Raw genomic sequence first — 23,930 nt, 5'->3', positions numbered from 1 at the left:
CGCGTGTCACACCCCGGCGTTCGGTCCGTCCGGCCGGGTGTGCCGCTGCTCGACCATCTCGCGGCTGAGCTCCTCCGTCTCCCCCTCGGCCAGCCGCTCGAAGCCGTCCTCGGTGATGACGGAGACGATGGGGTAGATGCGGCGGGTGAGGTCGGGGCCGCCCGTCGCGGAATCGTCGTCCGCCGCGTCGTACAGCGCCTGCAGGGCGGCCAGGGCCGCCTCGCGGCGCGACATGCCCGGTCGGTAGAGCTTCTTCAACGCGCCCCGGGCGTACGGCGATCCGGAGCCCTCGGCGTGGAAGCCGAACTTCTCGTAGCGGCCGCCGGCGACGTCGAAGGAGAAGATACGGCCCCGTGCGCCCTCGGGAGCCGCGGGGTCGTAGCCCGCCAGCAGCGGGACGACGGCGAGGCCCTGCATGGCCTGGCCCAGGTTGTTCCGGATCATGGTGGCCAGCCGGGTGGCTTTCGCTGCGAGGGTCATGGGGATGCCCTCGATCTTCTCGAAGTGCGCCAGCTCGACCTGGTACAGCTTCACCATGTCCACCGCGAGACCGACGGTGCCCGCGAAGGCGACCGCGCACTGGTCGTCGGCTGGGTGCACCTTCTCCAGGTCGCGCTGGGCGATCAGGTTGCCCATCGTCGCCCGCCGGTCGCCCGCGATCAGCACGCCGTCCCGGTAGGTGAGGGCCAGCACGGTCGTGCCGTGCGGGGCGCCCTCGGCCCGGACGCCGTCCGGAAGGACCCGCCGGGTGCTCAGCAGTCCGGGGCGGTGGGCCGCCAGGAAGTCCGTGAAGGACGAGGAGCCCGGAGTGAAGAACTCCTCCCCCAGCCTGCCCTCGTGATCGCTCGCCGCCATGCCGTTCCCCCTCGGTCGTGACCGTCAACCGACTCCTACCTGAGCCGGACGGGCGGGAAACGTCACCCGAGGTGTCAGGGGCCCGGTGCGACACGGACGTCCAGGTCGGAGATCCGGTGGACGGGCCAGGAGCGGGCGTAGCGGGGCGGGGTGCCGCCGGCCGGGGCGAGGTGGGCGACCGGGAGGCGGTCCGCGGTGCGCAGGATGCCGGACACGGTGATGTTCTCGTTGTTCCCGGACGTCGCCCCCGAGGAGCAACCGGTGTAGTAGCCGACGGGGATGGCCTCGTGACCGGTGAGCAGACAGGGCGGGCGGACGCCGAGCCGGTGCAGGGCGTCAGCGGTGCGGTCCCAGTCGCGGCGGCTGTCGATGTTGCGGGACACGGCGCCGTGCAGAACGGCGAGTTGTGCCGCGAGATGCCCGGCCAGGCAGAGCGCGACGAGTGCGGCGGCCACCGGGCGCCAGGTCCCGCGCGGGGTTCTGACCAGGTGCCACAGGGCGTCGGCGACCGGGATCGCGAGCAGCGCGTAGGCCGGCTGGAGGAAGCGCGGCGCCGCGTAGCCGATCATGAAGAGGTACGGCAGCGCGGCCGTGGCGGCGCAGGCCAGGGGGACCAGGGTCCGTCCCGCGCGCCCGGCCCGGACCGCGACGGCCAGTCCGAGGCCGGCCAGGACGGGCAGGGCGAACCACCAGAGGGTGACCAGGGGGGTCGGCATCGGCCCTGTGCACGGGCGGCACAGGGCGCGTCCGCCCAGACTGCGCAACTGGTCGTCGACGGCGATGTGCCATCCCAGTCCGCCCTGGATCCGGGAGGCCTCCGCCAGCCGCTCCCCCAGCCCGCCGAACCCGGTGTAGGCCTCGATCACCCACGGCACGGCCCCGGCCGCCAGGCCTGCCACGAGCACGAGCAGGAGCCGCGCGTGGCGGCGCACCAGAGCGAGGACCAGCAGCGGCACGGCCACGTGGACGGCGTCGGTGGGACGCATCCACGCCATGAGCGCGGCGCCCGCCGCGAGGCCCCACAGGACCCCAGGGGAGGAACGTTCCGCCCGGGCCCGCAGGAAGCAGCCGACGCTGATCAGGGCTCCGATCGCGACCCAGTAGTTGGGCATGGCCTGCGGACCGTAGAAGAGGGTCATCCACAGGGACGCGAAGAGGGCCCCGCCGACGACCAGGACGCGGGTCGGGAACAGACCCCGCCAGCAGCGCAGGGCCAGGTAGAGGGCGATGCCGGACAGCAGGGCGAGGTAGACGCGCAGCAGCGGGACGGACGACGACCAGGACGCGACGGGCGCTACCAGCAGCGAGACGCCGCGGGAGCGGGGTGCGCTGAAGAAGGCCGCGGGGTGGTGCGAGGTGACCTGGCTGACGTAGACGATCTCGTCCCAGCCGAGGCCCAGGACGGGCCGCACGAGGGCGAGCTGCGCGAGGGTGAAGACCACGGCGAGCGCGGCGAGCGGCCGGCTGCCGCGCGCCCCCGAAGTGGCGCGCGGCCCGGCGGGCTGTTCGCGTCTTCGCCTCCCGACGAGGATGGCGTCGGCGCCCTCAGGCATGTTCCGCCCCTAACCCTGATGACCGGAAAACACGATCAAGCTAACCCGCGGGGCGGTGGTGTGCAGGGCGGTACTCGGCCAACCGCCTGACCCGGGGGTCCGGGTCAGCGGGCGTTCGGGGCGCGGTGCGGGGGCCGGCCCGGGGCGGGGCGGTGGGTCAGCTCGGGAATGGGCCGGGAGACAGGGGCGTCCTCGCCGACCGTCAGTTCGGTGCCGTGGTGCCGGATGGTCAGGGGCGTGCCGGAGGTCAGGCTGTACGTGGCCCGGTCGGCGGTCAGTTCCACGCGCAGGCACCGGCCGAGGAAGCCCACCGTGAAGGCGAGCCGGCTGTACCGCTCGGGCAGGCGGGGCGCGAACCGCAGGGCGCCGTCGCTGCACCGCATGCCGCCGAACCCGGCGACCAGCGCCATCCAGGCGCCGGCCAGCGAGGCGATGTGCAGTCCGTCGCGGGAGTTGTGCTCCAGGTCTCCGAGGTCCATCAGCGCCGCCTCGGCCGTGTAGTCGCCTGCCAGGTCGAGATGGCCGGACCGGGCGGCCATGACGGCCTGGACGCAGGCGGACAGGGAGGAGTCGCGGACGGTCAGCGGCTCGTAGTAGGCGAAGTTGCGGGCGATCTGCTCCTCGTCGAAGAACTCCTCGAAGAAGGCGCCGCAGGTGTACATCGCCAGCACCAGGTCCGCCTGCTTGATGACCTGCTTGCGGTACAGGTCGAAGTAGGGGAAGTGGAGCATCAGGGGGTACTGGTCCGGGCCGGTGCGGTCGAAGTCCCAGCGCTGGTAGCGGGTGAAGCCGGCGTGCTGCTCGTGCACGCCGAGTTCCTCGTTGTAGGGGACGTGCATGGCCTCGGCGGCGTCCCGCCAGGCGGCCCTCTCCTCCTCGTCGGCCCCGAGCCGCGCCGCCTCGTCGGGGTGGCGTTTGCAGGCGTCGGCGGCGGCCAGCAGGTTCGCCCGGGCCATCAGATTGGTGTACGTGTTGTCGTCGGCGATGGCGCTGTACTCGTCCGGTCCGGTGACACCGTCGATGTGGAAGGTGCCGCGGTCGTCGTGGTGGCCGAGGGAGCGCCACAGGCGGGCGGTCTCCACCAGCAGCTCCACGCCGACCTCGCGTTCGAAGGTCTCGTCGCCGGTGACGGCCACGTACCGTACGACGGCGTCGGCGATGTCGGCGCCCACGTGGAAGGCCGCCGTGCCCGCCGGCCAGTAGGCCGAGCCCTCCGAGCCCTCGATGGTGCGCCAGGGGAACGCGGCGCCGCGCAGGCCGAGCTGGGCGGCGCGTTCCCGGGCGGCGGGCAGGGTGTCGAGGCGCCAGCGCAGGGCCTCGGCGGCGGCCTTCGGCACGGTGTAGGTGAGCAGGGGCAGCACGAACGCCTCGGTGTCCCAGAAGGCGTGGCCGTCGTAGCCGGAGCCGGTGAGGCCCTTGGCGGGGATGGCGCGCTGTTCGGCGCGGGCACCGGCCTGGAGGACGTGGAAGAGGGCGAAGCGGACGGCCTGCTGGATCTCCTCGTCGCCGTCGATCTCGACGTCGGCACGCGCCCAGAAGTCGTCGAGGTAGGCCCGCTGGTCCTCCAGGAGCCCCTGCCAGCCGCTGTGCCCGGCCGCGGCGAGGGCCGCCTCGACCTGGTCGCTCATGGCGGGCCGGGAGCGGACGCCGGACCAGCCGTGCGCGACCAGCTTCTCCACGCGCAGCCGCTCCCCCGGTTCCAGCACGGAGGTGACGGTCAGCCGGGACACGTCCACGTTGGACTCGCTGCTCGTGGTGGTCCGTTCGGGACCGGTGACCGTGTGGTCGGCGGCCACGGCGACCCTCAGGCCGCTGCGGCGGGTGCGGTGCACGAGGCGCAGCCGGCTGCCCGTGGCGAGGTCCTCCTCCGGCTCCAGCGGCGACTTCAGCGCCTTGGCCGCGCGCGGATCGCCGTCCGGCTCGGGCAGGCTCTCGTTGGCCACGAGTTCCGACTGGACGACGACACGGGTGCGGCTGTCGACGGGCTCGACCTCGTACGCCACGGCGGCTATCGCGCGCTGGGTGAGGGACACCAGCCGCGTGGAGCGCACCCGGACGGTGGAGCCGGCCGGGGAGGTCCATTCGCAGACCCGTTCCAGGACGCCCCGCCGCAGGTCGAGGGTCCGCTCGTGGGTGACGAGCCGCCCGTAGCGCAGGTCGAACGGCTCGTCGTCGACGAGCAGCCGCAGCACCTTGCCGTTGGTGACGTTGATGGAGGTCTGGCCGGACTCCGGGTAGCCGTAGCCGGCCTCGGCGTAGGGCAGCGGGTGCAGTTCGTGGACGCCGTTGAGGTAGGAGCCGGGCATGCCGTGCGGCTCGCCCTCGTCGAGGTTGCCGCGCCAGCCGATGTGGCCGTTGGACAGGGCGAAGACGGACTCGCTCTGCGCCAGGACGTCGAGGTTGAGTGCCGTCTCGCGTACGGCCCAGGGCTCGACGCCGTACGCCCGCTGCCTGATCACTGCGGGTCCCCCAGTTCGGCGAGGTCCTGCACCACGACGTCGGCTCCGTGCCGGTACAGCGCGTCGGTCTGCCCGACCCGGTCGACTCCCACGACGTAGCCGAAGCGGCCCGCGCGGCCCGCGTCCATGCCGGCCAGGGCGTCCTCGAAGACGGCCGCCTCGGACGGTTCGACACCGAGGTCCTCGGCGGCGGCGAGGAACGTGTCGGGGTGCGGCTTGCCGGGCAGCTTGCGCTCGGCGGCGACCACGCCGTCGATGCGCACGTCGAAGAAGTGCTCGGCGCCGATCGAGCGGAGCACGTCACGGCAGTTGGCGCTGGAGGAGACGATCGCGGTGCTCAGTCCGTGAGCCCGGACGGCCTCCAGATAGCGCAGCGTTCCTTCGTAGGCCTCGACGCCGTCGGTGCGGATCTTCTTGAGGACCAGCTCGTTCTTGCGGTTGCCCAGTCCGTGCACGGTCTCTGCGCCCGGTGGGTCGTCGGGGGCGCCGTCGGGCAGGTCGATGCCGCGGGAGGCGAGGAAGGTGCGCACCCCGTCGGCGCGTGGTCGCCCGTCGACGTACTCGTCGTAGTCCGCCGCCCCGAACGGCCGGAAGTCCGCGCCGTCGCGCTCGCGCAGGAAGGCGTCGAACATCTCCTTCCAGGCGGCCGCGTGCACGACGGCCGTCTTGGTGACGACGCCGTCGAGGTCGAAGAGACAGGCGTGGATGTCTGCGGGAAGACCGAGCTGCGTCATAAGGGACCGGTTCCCCGTCCGGCGATGTTCCAGCGAGTGGCGCACGCCACATGCCGGGGAGTGCGAGGGGTGCGGGGCTCCCGGCGCCCGGCCCTGACCGGGTGACAGACTCTGCCTGTGCCGCTCACCTTCGACGACCTCGTCCACCGTGCCCGGGCCCTCCCCCAGGGCGGCCGGCGCGCGATCCTCGGTATCGCGGGCAGCCCCGGCGCGGGCAAGTCGACGCTCGCCGAGCGCCTGGTGCGTGAGTTGAACTGCGCCGGTGACCCCTGGGTCGCGCACGTCCCCATGGACGGCTTCCACCTCGCCGACGCCGAACTGGAGCGCCTCGGCCTGCGGGACCGCAAGGGCGCCCCCGACACGTTCGACGCGGCCGGGTACGCGGCCCTGCTGCGGCGGCTGCGCGACGAGCCCGGCGACGTCGTGTACGCCCCGGGCTTCGAGCGCGTCCTGGAGCAGCCGGTCGCGGGCGCGATCCCGGTGCCTCCGACGGCCCGTCTGGTCGTCACCGAGGGCAACTACCTGCTCCTGACCACCGGAGCCTGGCCCCGCGTCCGCCCCCTCCTCGACGAGGTGTGGTTCTGCGAACTGCCCGAGCGGGAGCGCGTCCGCCGACTGGTCTCCCGTCACGAGCAGTTCGGCAAGACGCACGAGGAGGCGGTGGCCTGGGTCGCCCGCTCGGACGAACGCAACGCCGAGCTGGTCGCGGCGACCCGGGGGCGGGCGGACCTCGTGGTGCCGGGCGAACCCGGTGGTGCCGGGCGGGGCATGATCCGCCCATGATCAGATCCGCCACCCCGGACGACATACCCGAGATCGGGGCGATGATCCGGGAACTCGCCGCGTACGAACGGGCCGAGGAGCAGGCCCGGGCCACCGGGGAGCAGCTGCGCGAGGCGCTGTTCGGTGAACACCCGGCCGCTTCGGCGCTGATCGCCGAGGACGACGACACAGGTGAGACCGTTGGCTACGCCCTGTGGTTCCCGCTCTTCTCGACCTGGACGGGCACGCGCGGCATGCACCTGGAGGACCTCTACGTACGTCCGCACGCCCGAGGCGCGGGGCACGGCAAGGCCCTGCTCGCCGACCTCGCCGCGGCCTGCCGGCGCAACGGGTACGACCGCTTCGAGTGGTGGGTCCTCGCCTGGAACACCCCGACGATCGACTTCTACACGTCGCTGGGGGTCGAGCTCCTGGACGAGTGGAAGGTGTGCCGGCTGAGCGGCGAGCCCCTCACAGAACTCGCCGCTCAGGCGCCGGAGGTCGTGGACCCGGCCTGCGACGGGTGAGCCGTCGTCAGGTGGACGGCGTCGGTTCCGGTCCCCCGCCCCCGTCGCCCGCCGGGCCGTAGCGGACCGCTGAGACGTGTACTCCTGCCCGAGCGGCCGTGGCGAGGGCCGTCGGAGTCACACGACAGGTGCGGGCCGGCGGGCGCGCAGTGCGACGGTCAGGGTGTGTGGGCCGTGTCCACCGATGTAGACGCGGTTCCCGGTCGTCGCGTCGGTGCCGCCCACCACGGTGTAATCCTGCCCCGGGTCGTACCGCAGCAGGTCGCTCCGGTCCGGTCCGGCCGGCGGTTCGCCCGCCTCGACGCCGACCTCGACGCGGATCTCGTCGTCACCGACCCGATAGGTCATCGGCCCGGCCGTCAGGCACCAGCGCCCGTCGCCGATCGGTACGGCGCCCTCAAGCACGCCACCCGGCCGGAAGGTCAGTTCGAGGGCCCAGGGCACCCGTGGCCCGCTGATGTCGATCCGCAGGTCGGCACCGTCCTCCCGCAGGTCCACCTCGACGCGGGTGGTGTGCGAGACCTCGTCCCGGGGCCGGTCCGGGAAGGCCATCGCGGCCGAGAAGCGTCCCTCGTCCGCCATACGGTAGGCGCCGTCGTCCCGGCGCCGGTCCGGCGCCAGCGGCTGGTAGTAGGCGGCCGTGAGGGTCTCGGTGAGCCGGTACCGGTTGCCGGCGGGCTGCTGCATCTCGGCGGCACGGAACGGGCCGAGGTCGAAGAATCCCCGAGAGAGGCGCACCGCGTCGAGGACCGCGTCGCCGGCGAACAGGCGCAGGAAGGTGGGATTGCAGGCGAGGCCCGAGCGGATGCGCCGGTGCTCGGGCACGTCGGAGCCGCCGTACACGACCGTGTGCGCGGTGGCCGAGGCGCGTGCGGCGAGGCGCGCGGTGGTGAGGTACCGGTCACGCGGAAGTGTCTCCGCGGCCGGTGCCGGCAGGACGCGGGCCAGGTCCGGAGTGAGGAGGGTCTCGGCGAGCAGGTCGGGGTCGTCGATGCCGCCCGCGGCCGCCAGCCGCGCCGCCCGGCTGAAGTCGCCCCGGCCGGTGCGGATCGCGAGCAGCCGGTAGTGCGGCAGGTAGGGCGCGAGCGGGAACGGGCTGTTCTGGTCCTGCCGGCGCGAGAGGACCGTCTCCACCGTGCCGTCCGGCCGGATGAGGTCCAGGGTCGCGGCGAGATTGCGTTCGACGGCGTCCAGCAGGTCGGCGCGGCCGAGGACTCCGGCCAGCAGCAGCAGCGAAGGGTTGGACACGTGGGCCGCGTAGTTGGCGCTGCGTTCCGAGTACAGGCCCTCCGCGTCGATGTCGACACCCTCGGCGAGCCACTCCCCGACGCGGTCGAGCAGCCGGTCGTCGGGGAACGACCGGTGCAGCCGGGCCAACGCGGCGCACAGCTCCCAGCGGTGGTTGGGGGTGTGCACCCCACCGGCCAGGAGACTGCCGGAGGCGGCGCGGGCGATCTCGGCGAGTGTCGCCGTGACGTCGCGCAGTCCGGGCCCCGCGCCGGCGGCCAGGACGTGCGCGTCGCACACGTCGTTGACGGTGAATCCGGAGTCCGGCGGTGACTGCACGTTGTCGCCGCCGGCGAAGAGGCCGGTGGCCGTCTGCTCGGCGCGCAGGGCGCGGAGGTGGGCCGTCGCGGCGGCGACGGCCTGCCTGCTGCCGTGCAGGGCCGAGTCCGGGGACCGGTACGCGGCGATTAGGGTCTTCACCCGGCGTGCCAGAGCGCGGTGGGGCACACCGGCCGGTTCCTCGTCGGGGCCGGCCGCCAGCGGGGCGGCCAGCCGGTCGGCGGCGCGGGCCGCCGCGCGGACGAACTCGTGGTCGAGCGGGGTGGTCACGGTCAGTCCTTCAGTCCGGCGTTGATGTCGGCGTTCATGACGTAACGCTGGAACACCAGGAAGACGACGATCAGAGGGATCATGGAGATGACCGATCCGCCGAGCACCAGCGACCAGTTGATGTTCTGCGCCCCGACAAGGCTCTGGATGCCGATCTGCACGGTGAACTTCTCGGGGTCGTTGAGCATCAGCAGCGGCCAGATGTAGTCGTTCCACCGCCACTGGAACGACAGGATGGCGAGCGTCAGCATGATGGGCCGGGAGATCGGCACCATGATCCGCAGGAAGATCGACAGTTCGCGGGCGCCGTCGATGCGGGCGGCCTCGATGAGCTCGTCGGGGACCGTCAGGAAGAACTGGCGGAACATGAAGCAACCGGTCGCGGTGAGCACGGCCGGGAGGATGATGCCGGCGAGCGAGTTGTAGAGGCCGAGGTCGCGGACCACCAGGAACTGCGGGGCGAGCATGACCTCCGACGGCAGCATCGTGGTGGCCAGGATGCCGACGAAGAAGACCTTGAGCCACTTGTTGTCGTACTTGGCCAGCGCGTACCCGGTGCAACAGCTGACTCCCACCGTGAGGATCGTCGCGATCACACACACGATGGTGGTGTTGATGAAGTACTGGGAGAAGTTGGCACTGTCCCACGCCGCCTTGTAACCCGAGACGGTGGGGTCTTCCGGGAACAGCGTCAGCGGAAGGGAGAACAGGTCTCCCGCCGGCTTGAAGGAGCTGAGGACGAACCACAGCACCGGCAGCCCGTAGAGGGCCGCCAGGACCCACAGCAGTGTCGTCGCGGGCACCGCGCGCCGAAGCCCGCCGCCGACCGTGCCGCGGGGCCGCTTCCTGGAGACGGCCCGTGCGGAATCGGCGTCGGCCTTGCGCGGCATGTCTGTGGTTGTCATCGGTTCTCCACCCGCCGGTTGACCATCAGCTGGATGATCGCGACGGCCATCAGGATGAGCATGAGCACGAACGACGCGGCGCTCGCGTAGCCGATCTGGCCCGCTTTGAAGCCGGTCTGGTAGATGTACTGGACAAGCAGGTTGTTCGACGTGCCGGGGCCGCCGTTGTTGAGGGAGGCGAACAGCGGGTATTCCTTCATCCCGTGGATCGTGTTGAGCAGGATGACGATGAAGGACGTCGGCGCGATGCTCGGCAGGGTGATGCTGAAGAACTGGCGCCACGGACCGGCGCCGTCCAGCGCGGCCGCCTCGTAGTACGACGTCGGTACGTTCTTGATCGCCGCGATGAACAGCAGCATGGAGAAGCCCGTCCAGGCCCAGGATGCCGCCACCACGACCACGATCAGAGACAGGTCCGCGTTCGACTGCCACGGCACGGCGCTTCCGCCGGCCTTCTCGATGAGGTAGTTGACCAGTCCGAAGTTCTCACCGAACAGCCACCGCCACAGGACACCCACGACGATGGGTGACAGCAGCCAGGGAATGAAGAAGAAGACGCGGGCGACCGAGGCACCCTTGGCGTGCTTGCTCACCAGCACGTTGGCGATGAGCAGCGACAGCACGAAGTTCAGGGGAACGAAGAGCACGGTGTACAGCAGCGTCCGGGTCAGCGCGTCGAAGAAGGTGGAGTCTCCGAACAGCCTGCTGTAGTTGTCCAGTCCGATGAACTGGAACACCCCCACGCCCGTGTAGTTCGTGAAGGAGTAGACGAGCCCGATCACCGCCGGCCAGACGAAGAACAGCGCGAAGAGCACGACGTTGGCCGCGATGAGGACGAGCGGCGCAAGGGTGTACTTACTGCGGCTCCTGGGCGGGCTCGCGGACACGTCCGGGGCGCGTTTGGTCATCTTCCTGACTCCGTGCTGGTGGAATGGGTTCCTGTGGGCTCAGGCCCTGAGCCCGGCATCGCGAGGGTCCCCGAGGCCCGGGCGGCGGTGTCTCGACCCCGCCGCCCGGGCCTGTGGGTCCGCGCTCAGCCGCCGACCTGCTGGTTGTAGCCGGCCACGATGTTGTCCAGCGCCTTGTCGGCCGACTGCTGGCCGTTGATCGCCTTGCCGAGCTCCGTCTTGGTCGGGTCCTCGGTGAGGCTCTTGCCCTTCAGCACCCAGTTCGTCTGCGCGGTGTTGAAGTAGCCGGAGATCGGGGCGTACAGCGGGATCGACTCGTTGTAGAGCTTGAACGCCGCCTGCGCCGCCTCGGACTTGAAGGGGTACTTCGGGTTCAGGCCGGTCTCGACGGGCAGGAACCCGGACGCCTCGCACAGCGCCTGGTAGTGGGCCGGCTCGTACAGCCAGGACAGGAACTTCTCCGCGGCGGCGGCCGCGTCGCCGTTGTTGTTGAAGCCGACCGTCATGCCGCCGCTGTTGACGTCGCTGGCCTGCACCGGCTCGGCGGGAGTCGGGACGCTGGCCCACTCGAACTTCTTGATGCTCTCCGCGAAGGCGGGCACCTGCCACACGCCGGACCAGTAGGCGACCACGTCACCGCTCTGGAACATGGCGGACGGGTCGGCGCCACTGGTCCACACCGACTTCGGCATGGTCTTGTCGTCGTTCATCTCGACGAAGCGCTTCACGGCCTTCCTCGTCGCGCCGTCCACCGAGAACTTGCCGGAGGAGTCCGCGTGGACGTACTTCCCGCCGAGCTCGTACACCATGGCGCGGAGCCGGGAGGGCGACTGGTCGAACGTGAGGGAGTACTTGGCGCCGGTCTTCTCCCGGACCTCGTCCGCCGCCTTGACGAATTCGGTCCAGGTCCAGGTCTTCTGGGGCGAGGCCGGGACGGAGACACCGGCCTTCTCGAACAGCGTCTTGTTGATGAACAGGCCGGACGCGGTGATGTCCGAGGGGATGGACAGCACCTTCCCGGACGAGTCCTTGGCGACGAAGTTGGCGTTGATCTTGTTGCTCTTCTTGTCGGCGATGGGGCTGAGGTCGATCAGCTTGTTCGCCCAGATCGGGTCCAGCTTCGGCACGGCCGCGACGTCGGGCAGGGAGTTCGCCTGCGCGGCGTTGCGGAGCTTCGCGTCGTAACCGTCGTAGGGGATGTTGACGAGGTTGACCTTGACGCCGGTTTCCTTCTTGTACTGCGCCACCATCTTCTTCCAGCCCGCGTCCTGCCCCGGAACCGTGGAGATCCAGAACGTCAGCGACTTGGACGTCCCGCCCGAGTCGCCACCCGACCCGCAGGCGGTCAGCAGAAGGGCACCTGCCGTAGCCACGGCAGCGAGGGGAACCACGCGGCGTATGCCGCCGCGGCCGAGCCGGCGGGAGCGCCGCACACCCACACTGATCATCTTCGATCCCTTTTCGTCGTAGCGGAGGAAGCACGGCGCCAGCCGAGGCGGCACGGGTGCAGTTTTGAAGGAAGTTTCGCTTTCCGGGGGCACGGCCTCGCCCGGCCGCGTCGCCTTGACGGGTGGTGTCCCCGGCCATGACGGCCGGCGTCGCACAAGCTCGCCCTCGTGCGGCTGCCGTACTTCGCGTACGGGCGGGAGGCTCACCCGGAGTCGGCGTCCCGGCCGACTTAGAAAGCGCTTGTCCGGACATTGGCAGATCGAGTCGGAGGCCGTCAATCCTTCGCCCCCGCGGACTCGGTCACGGTTTGGACTCCTCGGGAGACCGCGAGCCGGGCGGCGCCCACGACGGTGCCGAGATCGCCGACCGTGCTGCTGACGACTTCGGTGGGCCAGCTCAGCCGGGCGAGCTCGGCCCGCACACCCTGCAGGAGCTGCGGGTACGCGCCGGTGCTGCCCCCCAGCACGACCAGCCCCGGGTCCAGGACCGCGGTCACTGCGGCGGCCAGCCGGCCCACGTCCACGGCATGGCGGTCGACGACGGCGCGGGCGGCGGCACGGCCCTGCGCGGCGAGGGCGAAGAGCTGCTCGGCGGTATCGGGGCACGGCCCGTCGGTGTCCGGCCAGGCCTCGGCCGCGCGGCGCAGCAGGGAACGCGCGCCGATGTACTCCTCCAGCGCCTCGTGACGGGGTTCGCGGCCGTCGTCCCACGGGTAGGGCAGCCGGGCCAGCTCACCGGCCGCGCCGTTCGCTCCGCTCAGCACCTGGCCGCCGACGACGATGCCGAGGCCTATACCCACGCCGATGCGCAGGTAGCCGAAGGTGTTCCGGCCCCGGGCGGCACCTTCGTGCAGCTCGGCGAGGGCGGCGCAGTTCACGTTGTTCTCGACGTGGACGGGGACACCCGGCGGCAGCGCGACGGCCACGGCGTCGAAGACGGGTCCGGCCTTGGCGGTCGCCGGACGCATACCGGCGCCCTCCTTGCGCGGCGCGGTGACGTCACCGACGGCGACGACGATGGTCCGCAGCGGGGCGTCGGCGGGCAGCGCGTCGAGCGCCTCGCGCACGACGTCGGCGGCGCCCGCCCGGGAGCCGGTTGCCTCGGCGAGCAGCGTGCCGTCCAGGGCGCAGCCGCGGACCCGGGTGAGGGCGGGGCCGAGGTCGACGGCGAGCACGGCCCCCGCGGACGGCCCGAGACGGTAGACCGCGGCGTTGCGTCCGGTGCCGCTGGAGGCCGTGCCGGAGTGGGCGGCGAGCCGGACGCCCTCCAGTTCCGCGACGGCGGCGGACACCGTCGGCTTCGACAGGCCCGCCAGACTCGCGAGCTGCGGCCGGGTCGCCCGGCCGGCCCCGGCCAGTACGGCGAACACCGCGCCCGCGCTCTCGGTCAGGCGGGGGGCTCTTGCCACGTCAGGTTCCAACAGTTCCCCCACACGGGTAACGGGCCGCGCTCCCGGGTCGATCGCCCGGATCGTCTCGGGTCGTCTCGGATGGTCTCGGGTCGTCTCCACGGGACGCGGCGAAGGCATTCCTCTTGACGCACTGTACTTCGTTAGTTAACTTCCTAACGAAGTTCACGGTACTCGCCTGCCGTGCTCCGCCAGAAGCCCGTCCCGGGGCTTCCCTAGTCCTTCAACTGCCCGTCCCTCAGGCACGGTTCGCCCGCCGTCGCAGCACTGCGCAACGACGAAAGAGGTTCCGTGCAGGACATCGCGACCCTCGTGGTCGGTATCGACGTGGGCGGCACCAAGACACATCTGCGCGCGCTCGCGGGGGACGCCGTCGTGGCCGACCACGTACGCGCGAGCGGCGGCTGGCGGCCGCACGACCCCGTGGCAGCCGCCGGGTGGCTGGCCGCGCTGGTCGCCGACGCGCTTCCGGCAGGTGCCCGCCCGACCGCTGTGGCCGTCGGCGGGCACGCCTGTGAGACCCCCCGCCAGTGCGCGCAGATCCGCGCCGCGCTCCAGCTGCACTTCGACGCGCCCGCGCTGGTGGTGGGCGACGCTCAGCTCCTCGTCCCCGCGGCCGGTCTGGACAAGGGTGTCGGCCTGGTCGCCGGCACCGGCTCGGTGGCCGTGGGGCGGCTGCCCGACGGCACCACCGTCCAGGTGGGTGGATGGGGCGCGGTCCTCGGCGACGAGGGCGGCGCCGCCGGGCTCGTCCGGGAGGCGGCACGGGCCGTGTGGGCGGCGCACGACCGCGGGGATCGGCCCGACGCGCTCGCGCTCGGGCTCATCGCCGCGCTCGACGTGCCCGAAGTCCCCGCGCTCGGCGCAGCTTTGGAGAGGGCCACGGACGTCTCCGCCGAGTGGGGCCGGCACGCTCCCGTCGTCTTCGCGGCGGCCGCCGACGGTTCCGCGCTCGCCCGGACCGTGATCGACGAAGCGGGCTGGGCGCTTGCCGCGCTGGTCACCCGGCTCGCCGACCGCGGAGTGGCGGTCGACGACGTGGTCGTGGCGGGCGGCACGGTGCTCTCCCAGCCCGAGCTGTTCGACGCGTTCACCGTCGCCCTGGCCGAGACACTGCCCACAGCCCGCGCCAGACCCCTTCGCGTACCACCGGTCGAGGGCGCGGTGGCACTGGCGCGGTCGCTCCGGTGAGCCGGGCCGCGCGTTCACCCGCGGGCCACGTCCCGGCCGCCGAACCCTTGTCGACGAGACACCACCCGCCCATCGAATCAGGCAGGATCGCACGACTTCACCCGGCCGCACGGCCGCAGAACTGAAGAGAGGCACACCCATGCCGTCATCCGCCGGGCACCACTCCCCCACCCTGAACCGGAGGGGTTTCCTCAGAACCTCCCTGGGCGGCTCGGCCGCACTGGTCGCCGCGCCGACCCTCGTCGGGTGGCTGGGCGCCGCGGACGCCAAGGCCGCCACCGCTCCCGCCGCGTTCGTCGACGACTACAGGACCAACGTCCTGACGAACCTCACGCCCGAGACCAACGCGGTGGTACGGATCCTCGGCGGCATGGCCGAGGCGTGGAAGACCGGCGCCGCCTGGAACACCGGCACACCGCTGCGCCCCGAGGTGCTGCGCGCCAACATGCGCTACTGCGCCCAGGTCACCGGCGCGCGCACCGAGGCGCAGGCGCGGGAGGCGTTCGTCTACGACCGCCAGCACCAGAGCTACGCGATGATCGCCGGGCTGGGCCCGCTGTCCGGCCTGTACAAGGCGGGTGCCAAGGCGGTCACGTCGATCACCAGCGCGCCGGACACGACTCCCCCGACCACCATCAGCGACTCCGTGCCGGCAGACGCGCCCGCCGGCTCCGCCCTGGGCGCCGGTTCGTACACCTCCGACCTCGGCCTCGTCGCCAAGCTGGTCGACACCGTGCGCGGCCCGTTCGCCTCGGGGAACCCCGGCAAATACGCCTTCCAGTACCCGCGTCCATGGCGCATGAACGAGGACAGCGAGGTCGTCGACACCGGCCGCACGGACGAACTCGGCTACCCGGTGTACGACTCGGACGTGGTCGTCGTCAGGCAGCTGCTGCGTCAGCGCAGCACCTCCCCGGTCGACGACGGCGGCTTCCCCAGCGGTCACACCAACGCCTTCCACCTGGCCGGTCTGGCCTTCGCGTACGCGGTGCCCGAGCGGTTCCAGGAACTGGTGACGCGGGCGTTCGAGCTCAGCCACACCCGGATCATGTCGGGCATGCACTCCACCGTCGACGTCATCGGCGGCCGGATCATGGCCACCGCCCTGACCGCCGCGGCCCTGGCCGACCCGGCGAACGCGGAGCTCAAGGCGGCGGCCCGCGCCCAGGCCCTCGCCTACTTCACGCAGCACACCGGCACCACGGCGGACACGCTGTACGACTACGCCCACCCGGGCGCCGGGGACGTCTACGCCGACCGCGACGCCAACGCCCGCTCGGTCGGGCACCGGCTGACGTACGTCCTGCCGCGCCGGGGCCGCAAGGACCCGCTCACCGTGCCGAAGGGCGCGGAGGTACTGCTGGAGACGCGGCTTCCGTACCTGACCGCAGCCCAGCGTCGCGAGGTGCTGCGGACGACCGCGCTGCCCTCCGGCTACGTCCTGCTGGACGGCTTCGAGCAGTGGGGCCGGCTGAACCTGTTCGCCGCCGCGGACGGTTACGGCGCGTTCGAGGGGGACGTCACGGTGAGGCTGGACGCGGCGGCCGGCGGCTTCCACGCGGCCGACTGCTGGCGCAACGACATCGAGGGCGACGGCGGTCTGACCAAGCGCGGCTCGGGCACGCTCACCCTGACGGGCCACAACTGCTATCACGGCGGGACCGTCGTCGAGGACGGCGTGCTGGTCGCCGGGTCGCCGAACGCTCTGGGCGAGGGCGACGTCCGGGTCACCGGCGGCACGCTGCGCGCGGACAAGGTGCTGCGGGTGCGCGGCTCGTACGTCCAGGACGGCGAGTCGACGCTGGAGCTGCTGCTCCGCAGGAACCACGGCCCCGCCCTCACGGTGAGCCGGCGGGCCCTGCTGGGCCGGGGCAGCGTGCTGTCGCTGCGGCTCGACCCCGAGCGGCCGCCGGTCGCGGGGACGACCCTTCCCGTCCTGTCCGCCGCGCAGCTGCGCGGCCGCTTCGACCGGGTCGAGCTGGACTCCGAGACGCTGCTGGCCGTGCCCGTGCACACGGCTGACGGTCTGTCGGTGCGACTCGTGCGGAGGTAGCGCCTTCTACGGCGGGGGCTGATGCAGAGTTGGGTCCATGAGGGCCCTCCGGATCGCTCCCGCCGTTCCCCGGCCGGTGCCGCTCTCGCCCCCGGCGCCGGCGGACGGCGCGCACCGGCCCGGCAGGCGGTGGCCGGTGCCGCTCCTCGTGGCCGTGCTGCTCGCGCAGATGGCCTTCGCGATGGTCACGACCGCCGTGCGGCAGACCCCGACGATCGACGAACCGGTGTACGTGGGCGCGGCCGCCCAGTACGTGCACGAGCACCGGCTGCGGCACAACCCCGAGCATCCGCCGCTCGGCAAACTGGTCATCGGAGTGGGGGTCGCCCTCGCGGATCCGCACCTCGACCCGGCCTTCGCCGGGGACCAGGGTCGCTCGGGGCGGCATCTGCTGTACGAGTCGGGCAACGATCCCTGGCGGCTGATGCTCCTGGCCCGCCTGCCGGTGATCGCGCTGACCCTGTCGTTCGGGCTGGTGGTGTTCGCCTTCGCCCGTGAACTGGCCGGGCCCGTCGCGGGGTCGGCCGCCCTCGCGCTGTACTGCTTCTCCCCCGACGTCATCGCCCACGGCTCGCTCGCCACGCTCGACGTACCGGCCGCCGGGTTCGTGCTGACCTCGGCGTGGCTGGTGTGGCGGGCCCGCCGGAGACCGCGGCTGTACGTGCCGCTCGCGGGAGTGGCGCTGGGCGCCGCGCTGGCCACGAAGATGAGCACGTTGCCCGCTGTGCCGGTGCTGACGGCACTGACCGCGGTGTCCGTGTGGCGGTCGTCCGGCGGCAGTCGGCGCCGGGCCGTGGTGGCGGCCGGTGGGGTGGCCCTGGTCGCGGTCGCCGTCGTGTGGGTCACGTATCTGATGGTCGATCCGCGGCTGCGCTGGGCTGCGGAACAGCATGTGCCGGTGGTGCGCGGGCTGCGGGCGCTGCTGGTGGGGATGATGCCGTTCCCGGAGGCCTACCGGGACGGGATGCGGGTGCAGTTCGGGCTGGAGAACCGGCCGTGGCAGGGCTTTCTGTTCGGGCGGCTGTACGACGGCTCGCTCTGGTACTACCTGCCGGCCGCGCTGCTGGTGAAGACGCCGCTGGGGATGCTCGCGCTGTGGGCCGCAGGTGCAGCGGCCCTTGTCGCGGTCCGGCGGCTGCGGCCTGCCGCGCCCTGTGTGCTGGCCGTTCCGCTGGTGCTGTTGGCGGCGGCCATGCAGGGGGCGCGGGATTTCGGGACGCGGTACGCCGTGTTCCTGCCGCTGTTCCTCGCGGTGGCGGCGGGGTGCGTGCTCGTGGTGCGCCGGCGGTGGGTCTGCGTGGGGCTGGCCGTGCTGGTGGCGTTCGCCGCCGTCAGTTCGGTGCGGGCGTATCCCTACTATCTGCCGTACTCCAACGAGGCGTTCGGGGGGCCGGGCAGGACCAGGGAGTGGCTGCACGACTCGAACGTCGACTGGGGGCAGGACCTCGGGCGGCTGGCGGACCGGCTTCGCGAACGGTATCCGGGCGAGCGGGTGTGGCTCGTGTACAAGGGCAGTGGTGTGCCGTCCTTCTACGGCATCGAGGCCCTCGATCCCCGGCGGGTGCCGGTCCGTGAGGTGCGGGGACTGCTGGCCGTGTCGGACTCGGCGGCCGCGAAGGCCACGGGGCGGCTGGCCGAACTGATCGGCGACAGCCGCCCCGTGGACGACGTCGGCCACTCGATCACGCTGTACCGCCGTTGAGTGCGGTTGCGCGCATACGTCGATGGCTCGCGTATCAGTGGGTCGCGTAGAAGAACCCGTCCGCGCTCACGTGCTCCATGACCCGGCCGGCCACCCGGTAACGGCCGTTGGGCACGTCGGGGCACCTCGCCACATGGACCGCCAGCGGGCCGGCGAATTCGTAGCCGCGGCGTTCCGCGTGGCGGCACAGGCTGTCGGTGAGGGCCTGGCCCACATCGGTGCCGGTGCGGGTCAGATGGTCGTGCACGTCGTCGGACAGTTCCACGTCGTAGGCATTGGGGACCATGACGCGGCCCTCACGGCACACGACGGCGTTGTCGTCGCATGCGCGCCGCAGCGCGTCGAGGACCTCGACGGGTTCCTTGTCGAGGAGCCGCGCCCACAGCGCGTCCCAACGGTTCTCCAGTGTCTGTTCCAGCGCACTCAGCGCGCCCATTGCCGTCTCACCTGCCGCAAGCGTCGTCGATTCGATCGGGGGCCGGGGGGTGCCCACAGGGATTGCCTCAGAGGGACTCCGCCTAGCGGTCTCCGTAGTCGCCGGGGCGCACCTCGGCCTCTTCCAGGGCCTCGCGCATCGTGCGGCCGGTCGCGCCCGGCGGCCGGGAGCGGTTGTCGTCCTGGTGTTCCAGCAGTTCGTCCGTGGTCTCCGTCTTGGGACGGTTCTCCTCGGGGACGGTCATCTCGGCGGCTCCTCTCAGGGGTCGTGTGCGGCGGCGGGTTCCCGCCCTGCGTACGGGTAACCCCCGGCCCGGCGGCTCATGCTGCCGGAGAAGCCCTGGTCACCATGTGCGTGAGCTATGTTGAACGTCCGTGGGAGACGAAGGAGGCGCACCGGTGCCATCGCCGCAGCAGGCACGCGCACAGGCATCCGCGATCACCTCGGGGAAGGCCGCCCCCGAGGCGGAGGTCTCCCCGTCCGCCCAGCTCAGGGCGCTCTTCGACCGGCCCCGGCTGTCCCCGGGGCAGCGGCGTATCGCGCAGTACCTGATCGAGCACATCACCGAGGCGGCGTTCCTTTCGATCACGGATCTGGCGGACCGGGCCGGTGTCAGCCAGCCCTCGGTGACGCGGTTCGCCTCGGCGGTCGGCTTCAGCGGTTACCCGGCGCTGCGGGAGAAGCTCCAGTCGATCGCGCTGGGCACCCTCGCCGTCGGCCCGGCCGAGGAGATGCGCGGCAACGAACTGCAGGCGGCGGTCGACGCCGAGATCGAGAACCTGGAGAATCTGCGGCGCGACCTGGCAGACCCGGACGTGGTCATCGAGGTCGGCCGCAAGCTCTCCTCGTCCGCCCCCCTGACCGTCCTCGGGCTGCGCATCTCCGTCTCCCTCGCCGAGTACTTCGCCTACGCCGCCCGCCGGATCCATCCGGACGTACGGCTCGTGACGCGGGGCGGCAGCGTCGCCTACGACGCGCTGCTGCAGTCGCGTGAGGCGGGTGGTACGTGGGTGCTGGCGTTCTCCCTGCCCCGGCACGCCCAGGAGACCCTGACGGCCGTGCGGGTCGCGCGGGGCGCCGGGCTCAAGGTCGCGCTGATCACCGACCTGGCGCTCGGGCCGCTGGCGGACGAGGCGGACGTCGTCTTCGCCCTCGGGACCGGTTCGAGGCTGGTCTTCGACTCCTACGCGGCGCCGGGAGTGATGTGCTCCGCGCTGCTGCAGGCGATGACGGACGCGGACCCGGAGCGGACGCAGGCGCGGCTGGAGGAGTACGAGCAGCTCGCCGACCAGCACCAGTTCTTCCTCAGGGACTGAGCGGCACCCGGCAACCGCGCGCGGACCACACATGGGGACCATCCACAACAAAGCGCGCATGAATGTTTTCATGCTCCTTGCAAACCGGATGGCATATATAAATACTGCTCACGGATCGCGACCCGGCAGTTCCGGATCCGTTCCGCACCCGTGGAGCCGGGTCCTACCCACTCCGGCGTCCCGGGTGTTCGTGGCGGCCCCGGTCATCCCCTAGGCCGGGGCCGCCCCGACCCGTCGTCCACCCTCACGACGCCGCACACCGGGAAGCGATGATCATGCACCTGACCACCACGCGCATCAGCCCGGACTGGCCCTGCCAGGTCAAGACCCCCGGGAGCTACGACTGGGAGCGTTCGGCGGCCAAGTGGCTGCGCGAGCTGGTGCCCACGCGCTACGCCGGATACCCGGTGTTCATCCGGCACCCCGTCCTCCTGGCCCGGCACGCCCAGATCCAGGTACAGAACGAGATCCGGGTCGCCCGCACCGCCCTGCAGACCGCCCGCGCCGACCTGCCCGGACTCGGCCTGCACGAGGGGGTCATCGAGCACACGATCAAGCTGTACGCGGCCGAGGTCATGCAGCTCCAGCACATCGCGCGCAGCGTCCGGGCCGTGACCCAGGCCCTGGTGGAGGCGAACCGCCAGCCGTGAGCCGCCGGGCATGACCGGCGCCGCGCGTGGCACCCGTGGGGGAATGAGCACCACCACAGCCCGGCGCGGCGAGCCGGTGACGACGGTCCTGACCTGGCAGGTGCGCCCCGGCCGGGAGCAGCGGTTCGAGGAGTGGACGCACGGCATCACCCGCTGCGCCAGACAGTTCCCCGGCAACGAGGGCGTCTCCTGGCTGACGCCCGAGGACGGCCACCGCTACCACGCGGTACTGCGCTGGTCCGATCAGCACCGGCTCGCCGCCTGGCTGGAGTCCGAGGAGCGCGCGCACTGGCACCGGCGGATCGAGGACGTCGCCACCGAGGTCAGCAGCGAGCGCCAGTCGACCACCGGGATGGAGACCTGGTTCAGCCTCCCGGGCACCACGGCGCAGGCCCCGCCGCGGTGGAAGATGGTCCTCACGACCTTCCTCGGCGCCTACCCCTTCACCCTGCTCGTCCAGTGGCTGGTGACGCCCCACACCACCGGCTGGCCGCTGCCCCTGCGGGCGGCCGTCTTCCCGCTGGTGCTGCTGCCCGTGCTGACGTATCTGGTGATGCCGCGGCTGAGCCGGCTCCTGCGGCTGTGGCTGTATCCGCGCGACGGCCGCTGACGGTTGCCCGGCGAGGCCCACGTGACAAATGGGGCGCCTGGGTCGCACGATCAGTTCGTACGCACAGGCCGGTCTTCGAATCGGGCCGGATGTGCCATGCTCAACGCGTGACGAGCGAGCCCGTGACGCCGGCGCAGCCCGGTGCCGCACCGGACCTGGTCGAACTGACCAAGATCGTCGCCCGGCAGCGCGCCGAGCTGGACCGGCTGCGCGACCAGGCGGCCACGGCTGCTGTCGTAGAACGGGCCAAGGGCGCGGTCATGGCGCTGACCGGATGCCCCGCGGACGCCGCGGGCGAACTGCTGCTCCAGCGGGCCAAGGCCGCCCGCCACACCCTGCTGGAGGAGTGCTGGATCACCCTGGGCACCCTCGCGTCCGCCCCGCCGGCCCCGGGCAGGGCGAGCGAGTCCCCCGGCGTCGAGGCCCACGACTCCGGGGCAGCGGCCCTGGAGCAGTCGGACGCGCCGGACGACGTCACCGCCGCCCTGGCCCGCCTCGGCCAGGCCCTCGTTCGGGTGATGACACCGCACGACCTCGCCCGGTGTCTGCTGGAGCATCTCGGCCCCGACATGGGGGCCGACGCGGTCCTGATCTACGCACGCAGGCCCGACGGCGGGCTCGGCTTGATCGGACACGCCGGCGTCGAGGACCAGCTGGCGGCCCAGTGGTGCCAGGTGCCGCCGCTGAGCGGCATGGCGGCGCTGGACGCACTGCGGGCGGGTGAGCCGCGCTGGCTGGAGGACTTCGCCGCTGACGAGCGGCGGTACCTGCTCATCGGCGACCCTCCCCACCGGTGGCGCTCGCGTGCCTGGCTGCCCGTGGTCGCCGCGGGCCCGGCCGCGGTCTGCATCGGCGTGCTGCGCGGCCGGGCGGGGGTGTTCACCCCGCGCGACCGCGCCCATCTGCGCGGCGTCACCAGGCTGTGCGCCGGCCGGCTGCGCGCCTTCGACAACCCGCCCGAGCGCGACGCCGACGCCGCCACGGACGCCGTGCAGGCGCTGTTCGAGGCACTGCCGGTCGCGGCGATGCTGCTCACGCCACTGCCGGACGCGACGGGCGAGACCGAGGACTTCCGGGTGGAGGCCGCGACCGCGCAGGTGGGTGATCTGCTGGGCCGCACCGGTGAGGAACCGGCCGGGCGACGGCTGCTGGAACTGCGGCCGGCCCTGGCGGCCGAGCCGCTGTGGCAGGGCTGTCTGCAGGTGCTGGCCACCGGGCAGGCTTACGAGGGCGAGCCGTTCGCACACGAGGAGGTGGTGGCGGGCGTCGCCGAACTGTCCGTGTACACCGCGCGGGTGGCCCCGCTGGGTGACGCCCTCGTCGTCTCCTGGCTCAGGCACGGCTCCTCCGACCGGCAGGAGCAGCGGCTGGCGGACCTGCAGCGGCTGGGCAATCTCGGCTGGGCGAACTGGAACCTGACCACCCAGGAGGTCTCCTGGTCGACCCAGGTGTTCTCCCTCGTGGGCCGGGACCCGGCGCACGGCCCGGTGAGTCTGCCCGAGGTACCGGAGCTCGCGTTGCCCGAGGACACGCCGGCTCTGACCCGCGCCATCAGTGAACTCGTCCACGGCGGGCGGCCGTTCGACGTACCGTTCCGGATCCGGACGAGCGGCGGCATCCGGCATCTGCGGCTGGTGGCCGAGGCGGTGGCCGACCGGCACGGCACGCCCGTCGAGGTGCACGGCTTCGTGCAGGACATGACCGCCCGGCGGCGGGCGGAGCTGGCCCTGGTCGAGAGCGAGCGCGCGATCCTGACCCAGCACGACGTGCTCCAGGCCGAGCGGACCCTGGCCTCCCGGCTCCAGCACGCGTTGCTGCCGATGTCCAACCGGCCCGTGCACCTGGCCGGGCTGCGCGTCGAGGTCGCCTACCTTCCGGCCCAGTCGGGTGTGCACGTCGGCGGTGACTGGTTCAGTGCCATCGAACTGCCCGACGGGGACGCGCTGCTGGTGGTCGGCGATGTCGCCGGGCACGGGGTCGACGCCGTGGCCACGATGGCCCAGCTCCGGTTCACCGCGAAGGGCATGGTCATCACGGGCTCGTCGCTGACCGGCGCGCTCGCCCGGCTGAACACCCTGCTGCTGCACTCGCGCGACTCCCACGCGACCGCCACGATGGTGCTGGCCCGCTACGAGCCGCGCCGCCGGCGCCTGGTCTGGGCCCAGGCCGGGCATCCGCCGCCGCTGCTGCTGCGGGACGGCGAGGCGCAGTACCTGCGCAGGCCACGCGGCATGCTGCTCGGGGCGACCGCCACACCGGTCTACCAGGAGGCGGAGTGCCGTCTCGACCCGGGCGACCGGCTCATCCTGTACACCGACGGCCTGGTGGAGCACCCCCCGGACAGCATCGACCGGGGTCTGGAGCAGCTCGCCGAGGCGGTGGCGGCTCCGCACGGTGACGGGCCCGCGTCGCTGGGGCCGTTGCTCGCGCGGATGCTGCCGGACGAGCGGCGGGACGACGTGTGCGTGGTGGACGTCCGGGTCCCCGGGGTTCAGGACGGGTAGGCCTGTCGTTCAAATCAGGTCGCAGGGAATCGGCGGATCCGCTCAAGGCCCCGCGTCTGCGTGCTGATCCGC

General features: G+C 72.2%; 20 protein-coding genes. 9 read left to right on the top strand and 11 right to left on the bottom strand.

Annotation, left to right across the window (positions count from 1 at the left end; translation table 11 throughout):
- Window positions 1-6: 6 nt before the first annotated feature.
- From prcB to A4E84_RS38205, 4 genes are all read right to left on the bottom strand, one after another.
- Window positions 7-855, bottom strand: a complete 849-nt coding sequence (prcB, locus tag A4E84_RS38220; protein WP_062930927.1) for a proteasome subunit beta — start codon at window positions 853-855, stop codon at window positions 7-9.
- Window positions 856-929: 74 nt separating this feature from the next.
- Window positions 930-2,408, bottom strand: a complete 1,479-nt coding sequence (locus A4E84_RS38215) for a hypothetical protein (protein WP_062930926.1) — start codon at window positions 2,406-2,408, stop codon at window positions 930-932.
- A gap of 104 nt (window positions 2,409-2,512) precedes the next feature.
- Window positions 2,513-4,867: a glycoside hydrolase family 65 protein gene (locus tag A4E84_RS38210; RefSeq protein WP_062930925.1), complete on the bottom strand. Its 2,355-nt coding sequence runs from the start codon at window positions 4,865-4,867 to the stop codon at window positions 2,513-2,515.
- The gene (locus tag A4E84_RS38205) at window positions 4,864-5,601 is read right to left on the bottom strand and encodes a beta-phosphoglucomutase family hydrolase (RefSeq protein WP_062930924.1); all 738 of its coding nucleotides are present in this window, start codon (window positions 5,599-5,601) and stop codon (window positions 4,864-4,866) included. The genes A4E84_RS38210 and A4E84_RS38205 overlap by 4 nt, the downstream gene beginning before the upstream one ends.
- Before the next feature lie 117 nt (window positions 5,602-5,718).
- Here A4E84_RS38205 and A4E84_RS38200 point away from each other — a divergent pair, with 117 nt between their 5' ends.
- Window positions 5,719-6,384: a nucleoside/nucleotide kinase family protein gene (locus tag A4E84_RS38200; protein WP_062930923.1), complete on the top strand. Its 666-nt coding sequence runs from the start codon at window positions 5,719-5,721 to the stop codon at window positions 6,382-6,384.
- Entirely contained in the window at window positions 6,381-6,890 is a 510-nt protein-coding gene (locus A4E84_RS38195) for a GNAT family N-acetyltransferase (RefSeq protein ID WP_062930922.1), read from the top strand. Before A4E84_RS38200 ends, A4E84_RS38195 begins: the two co-directional genes overlap by 4 nt.
- 117 nt (window positions 6,891-7,007) lie before the next feature.
- Here A4E84_RS38195 and A4E84_RS38190 read toward each other — a convergent pair whose 3' ends face one another.
- The 5 genes from A4E84_RS38190 to A4E84_RS38170 form a co-directional block, all read right to left on the bottom strand.
- Entirely contained in the window at window positions 7,008-8,726 is a 1,719-nt protein-coding gene (locus tag A4E84_RS38190) for a hypothetical protein (RefSeq protein WP_062930921.1), read from the bottom strand.
- 2 nt (window positions 8,727-8,728) lie between these two features.
- Window positions 8,729-9,631 (bottom strand): carbohydrate ABC transporter permease, encoded by a 903-nt coding sequence (locus A4E84_RS38185; RefSeq protein ID WP_062930920.1) that lies wholly within the window; start codon window positions 9,629-9,631, stop codon window positions 8,729-8,731.
- Window positions 9,628-10,539 (bottom strand): carbohydrate ABC transporter permease, encoded by a 912-nt coding sequence (locus A4E84_RS38180; RefSeq protein WP_062930919.1) that lies wholly within the window; start codon window positions 10,537-10,539, stop codon window positions 9,628-9,630. Before A4E84_RS38180 ends, A4E84_RS38185 begins: the two co-directional genes overlap by 4 nt.
- Window positions 10,540-10,664: 125 nt before the next feature.
- Entirely contained in the window at window positions 10,665-11,987 is a 1,323-nt protein-coding gene (locus tag A4E84_RS38175) for an ABC transporter substrate-binding protein (protein WP_062931812.1), read from the bottom strand.
- 275 nt (window positions 11,988-12,262) lie between these two features.
- A complete protein-coding gene (locus tag A4E84_RS38170) occupies window positions 12,263-13,396 on the bottom strand; it encodes an ROK family protein (protein WP_237305075.1) in 1,134 nt (377 codons plus the stop codon).
- A 291-nt stretch (window positions 13,397-13,687) separates the two neighbouring features.
- Here A4E84_RS38170 and A4E84_RS38165 point away from each other — a divergent pair, with 291 nt between their 5' ends.
- From A4E84_RS38165 to A4E84_RS38155, 3 genes are all read left to right on the top strand, one after another.
- A complete protein-coding gene (locus tag A4E84_RS38165; RefSeq protein WP_062930918.1) occupies window positions 13,688-14,587 on the top strand; it encodes a BadF/BadG/BcrA/BcrD ATPase family protein in 900 nt (299 codons plus the stop codon).
- A 139-nt stretch (window positions 14,588-14,726) separates the two neighbouring features.
- On the top strand, window positions 14,727-16,640 hold the full coding sequence (locus A4E84_RS38160; protein WP_062930917.1) for a phosphatase PAP2 family protein: 1,914 nt from the start codon (window positions 14,727-14,729) through the stop codon (window positions 16,638-16,640).
- 37 nt (window positions 16,641-16,677) lie between these two features.
- On the top strand, window positions 16,678-18,342 hold the full coding sequence (locus A4E84_RS38155; protein WP_079129288.1) for a phospholipid carrier-dependent glycosyltransferase: 1,665 nt from the start codon (window positions 16,678-16,680) through the stop codon (window positions 18,340-18,342).
- Between the two features lie 34 nt (window positions 18,343-18,376).
- Here the strand turns inward: A4E84_RS38155 and A4E84_RS38150 are convergent, their stop codons facing one another.
- Both A4E84_RS38150 and A4E84_RS43625 read right to left on the bottom strand, forming a co-directional pair.
- Window positions 18,377-18,778, bottom strand: coding sequence for a DUF3662 domain-containing protein (locus A4E84_RS38150; protein ID WP_062930916.1), 402 nt, complete (start codon window positions 18,776-18,778; stop codon window positions 18,377-18,379).
- Window positions 18,779-18,860: 82 nt separating this feature from the next.
- Entirely contained in the window at window positions 18,861-19,022 is a 162-nt protein-coding gene (locus tag A4E84_RS43625; RefSeq protein WP_167455430.1) for a hypothetical protein, read from the bottom strand.
- A 154-nt stretch (window positions 19,023-19,176) separates the two neighbouring features.
- On the opposite strand from A4E84_RS43625, the gene A4E84_RS38145 reads away from it, so the two are divergent.
- The 4 genes from A4E84_RS38145 (at window position 19,177) to A4E84_RS38130 (ending at window position 23,858) form a co-directional block, all read left to right on the top strand.
- Window positions 19,177-20,094: a MurR/RpiR family transcriptional regulator gene (locus tag A4E84_RS38145; RefSeq protein ID WP_062930915.1), complete on the top strand. Its 918-nt coding sequence runs from the start codon at window positions 19,177-19,179 to the stop codon at window positions 20,092-20,094.
- A 269-nt stretch (window positions 20,095-20,363) separates the two neighbouring features.
- Window positions 20,364-20,744 carry a hypothetical protein gene (locus A4E84_RS38140; RefSeq protein ID WP_174569490.1) on the top strand — a complete coding sequence of 127 codons (381 nt, stop codon included), beginning with the start codon at window positions 20,364-20,366 and terminating at the stop codon, window positions 20,742-20,744.
- A gap of 43 nt (window positions 20,745-20,787) precedes the next feature.
- Window positions 20,788-21,354: an antibiotic biosynthesis monooxygenase gene (locus A4E84_RS38135; RefSeq protein ID WP_062930914.1), complete on the top strand. Its 567-nt coding sequence runs from the start codon at window positions 20,788-20,790 to the stop codon at window positions 21,352-21,354.
- A gap of 89 nt (window positions 21,355-21,443) precedes the next feature.
- On the top strand, window positions 21,444-23,858 hold the full coding sequence (locus A4E84_RS38130) for a SpoIIE family protein phosphatase (RefSeq protein WP_062930913.1): 2,415 nt from the start codon (window positions 21,444-21,446) through the stop codon (window positions 23,856-23,858).
- Window positions 23,859-23,930: the final 72 nt, after the last annotated feature.

The sequence above is a fragment of the Streptomyces qaidamensis genome (assembly GCF_001611795.1).
GTDB lineage: Bacteria > Actinomycetota > Actinomycetes > Streptomycetales > Streptomycetaceae > Streptomyces > Streptomyces qaidamensis.
Note: the sequence above shows the minus strand (reverse complement) of the source record. Positions and strands in the feature narration are given on the sequence as shown.

What these genes read in the sequence shown, in the direction of transcription:
- A4E84_RS38180 (WP_062930919.1), bottom strand. Translation starts at nt 10,539, where the DNA reads ATGACCAAACGCGCCCCGGACGTGTCCGCGAGCCCGCCCAGGAGCCGC.
- A4E84_RS38175 (WP_062931812.1), bottom strand. Translation starts at nt 11,987, where the DNA reads ATGATCAGTGTGGGTGTGCGGCGCTCCCGCCGGCTCGGCCGCGGCGGC.
- A4E84_RS38185 (WP_062930920.1), bottom strand. Translation starts at nt 9,631, where the DNA reads ATGACAACCACAGACATGCCGCGCAAGGCCGACGCCGATTCCGCACGG.
- A4E84_RS38215 (WP_062930926.1), bottom strand. Translation starts at nt 2,408, where the DNA reads ATGCCTGAGGGCGCCGACGCCATCCTCGTCGGGAGGCGAAGACGCGAA.
- A4E84_RS43625 (WP_167455430.1), bottom strand. Translation starts at nt 19,022, where the DNA reads ATGACCGTCCCCGAGGAGAACCGTCCCAAGACGGAGACCACGGACGAA.
- A4E84_RS38155 (WP_079129288.1), top strand. Translation starts at nt 16,678, where the DNA reads ATGAGGGCCCTCCGGATCGCTCCCGCCGTTCCCCGGCCGGTGCCGCTC.
- A4E84_RS38150 (WP_062930916.1), bottom strand. Translation starts at nt 18,778, where the DNA reads ATGGGCGCGCTGAGTGCGCTGGAACAGACACTGGAGAACCGTTGGGAC.
- A4E84_RS38140 (WP_174569490.1), top strand. Translation starts at nt 20,364, where the DNA reads ATGATCATGCACCTGACCACCACGCGCATCAGCCCGGACTGGCCCTGC.
- A4E84_RS38195 (WP_062930922.1), top strand. Translation starts at nt 6,381, where the DNA reads ATGATCAGATCCGCCACCCCGGACGACATACCCGAGATCGGGGCGATG.
- A4E84_RS38135 (WP_062930914.1), top strand. Translation starts at nt 20,788, where the DNA reads ATGAGCACCACCACAGCCCGGCGCGGCGAGCCGGTGACGACGGTCCTG.
- A4E84_RS38130 (WP_062930913.1), top strand. Translation starts at nt 21,444, where the DNA reads ATGTGCCATGCTCAACGCGTGACGAGCGAGCCCGTGACGCCGGCGCAG.
- A4E84_RS38160 (WP_062930917.1), top strand. Translation starts at nt 14,727, where the DNA reads ATGCCGTCATCCGCCGGGCACCACTCCCCCACCCTGAACCGGAGGGGT.
- A4E84_RS38205 (WP_062930924.1), bottom strand. Translation starts at nt 5,601, where the DNA reads ATGACGCAGCTCGGTCTTCCCGCAGACATCCACGCCTGTCTCTTCGAC.
- prcB (WP_062930927.1), bottom strand. Translation starts at nt 855, where the DNA reads ATGGCGGCGAGCGATCACGAGGGCAGGCTGGGGGAGGAGTTCTTCACT.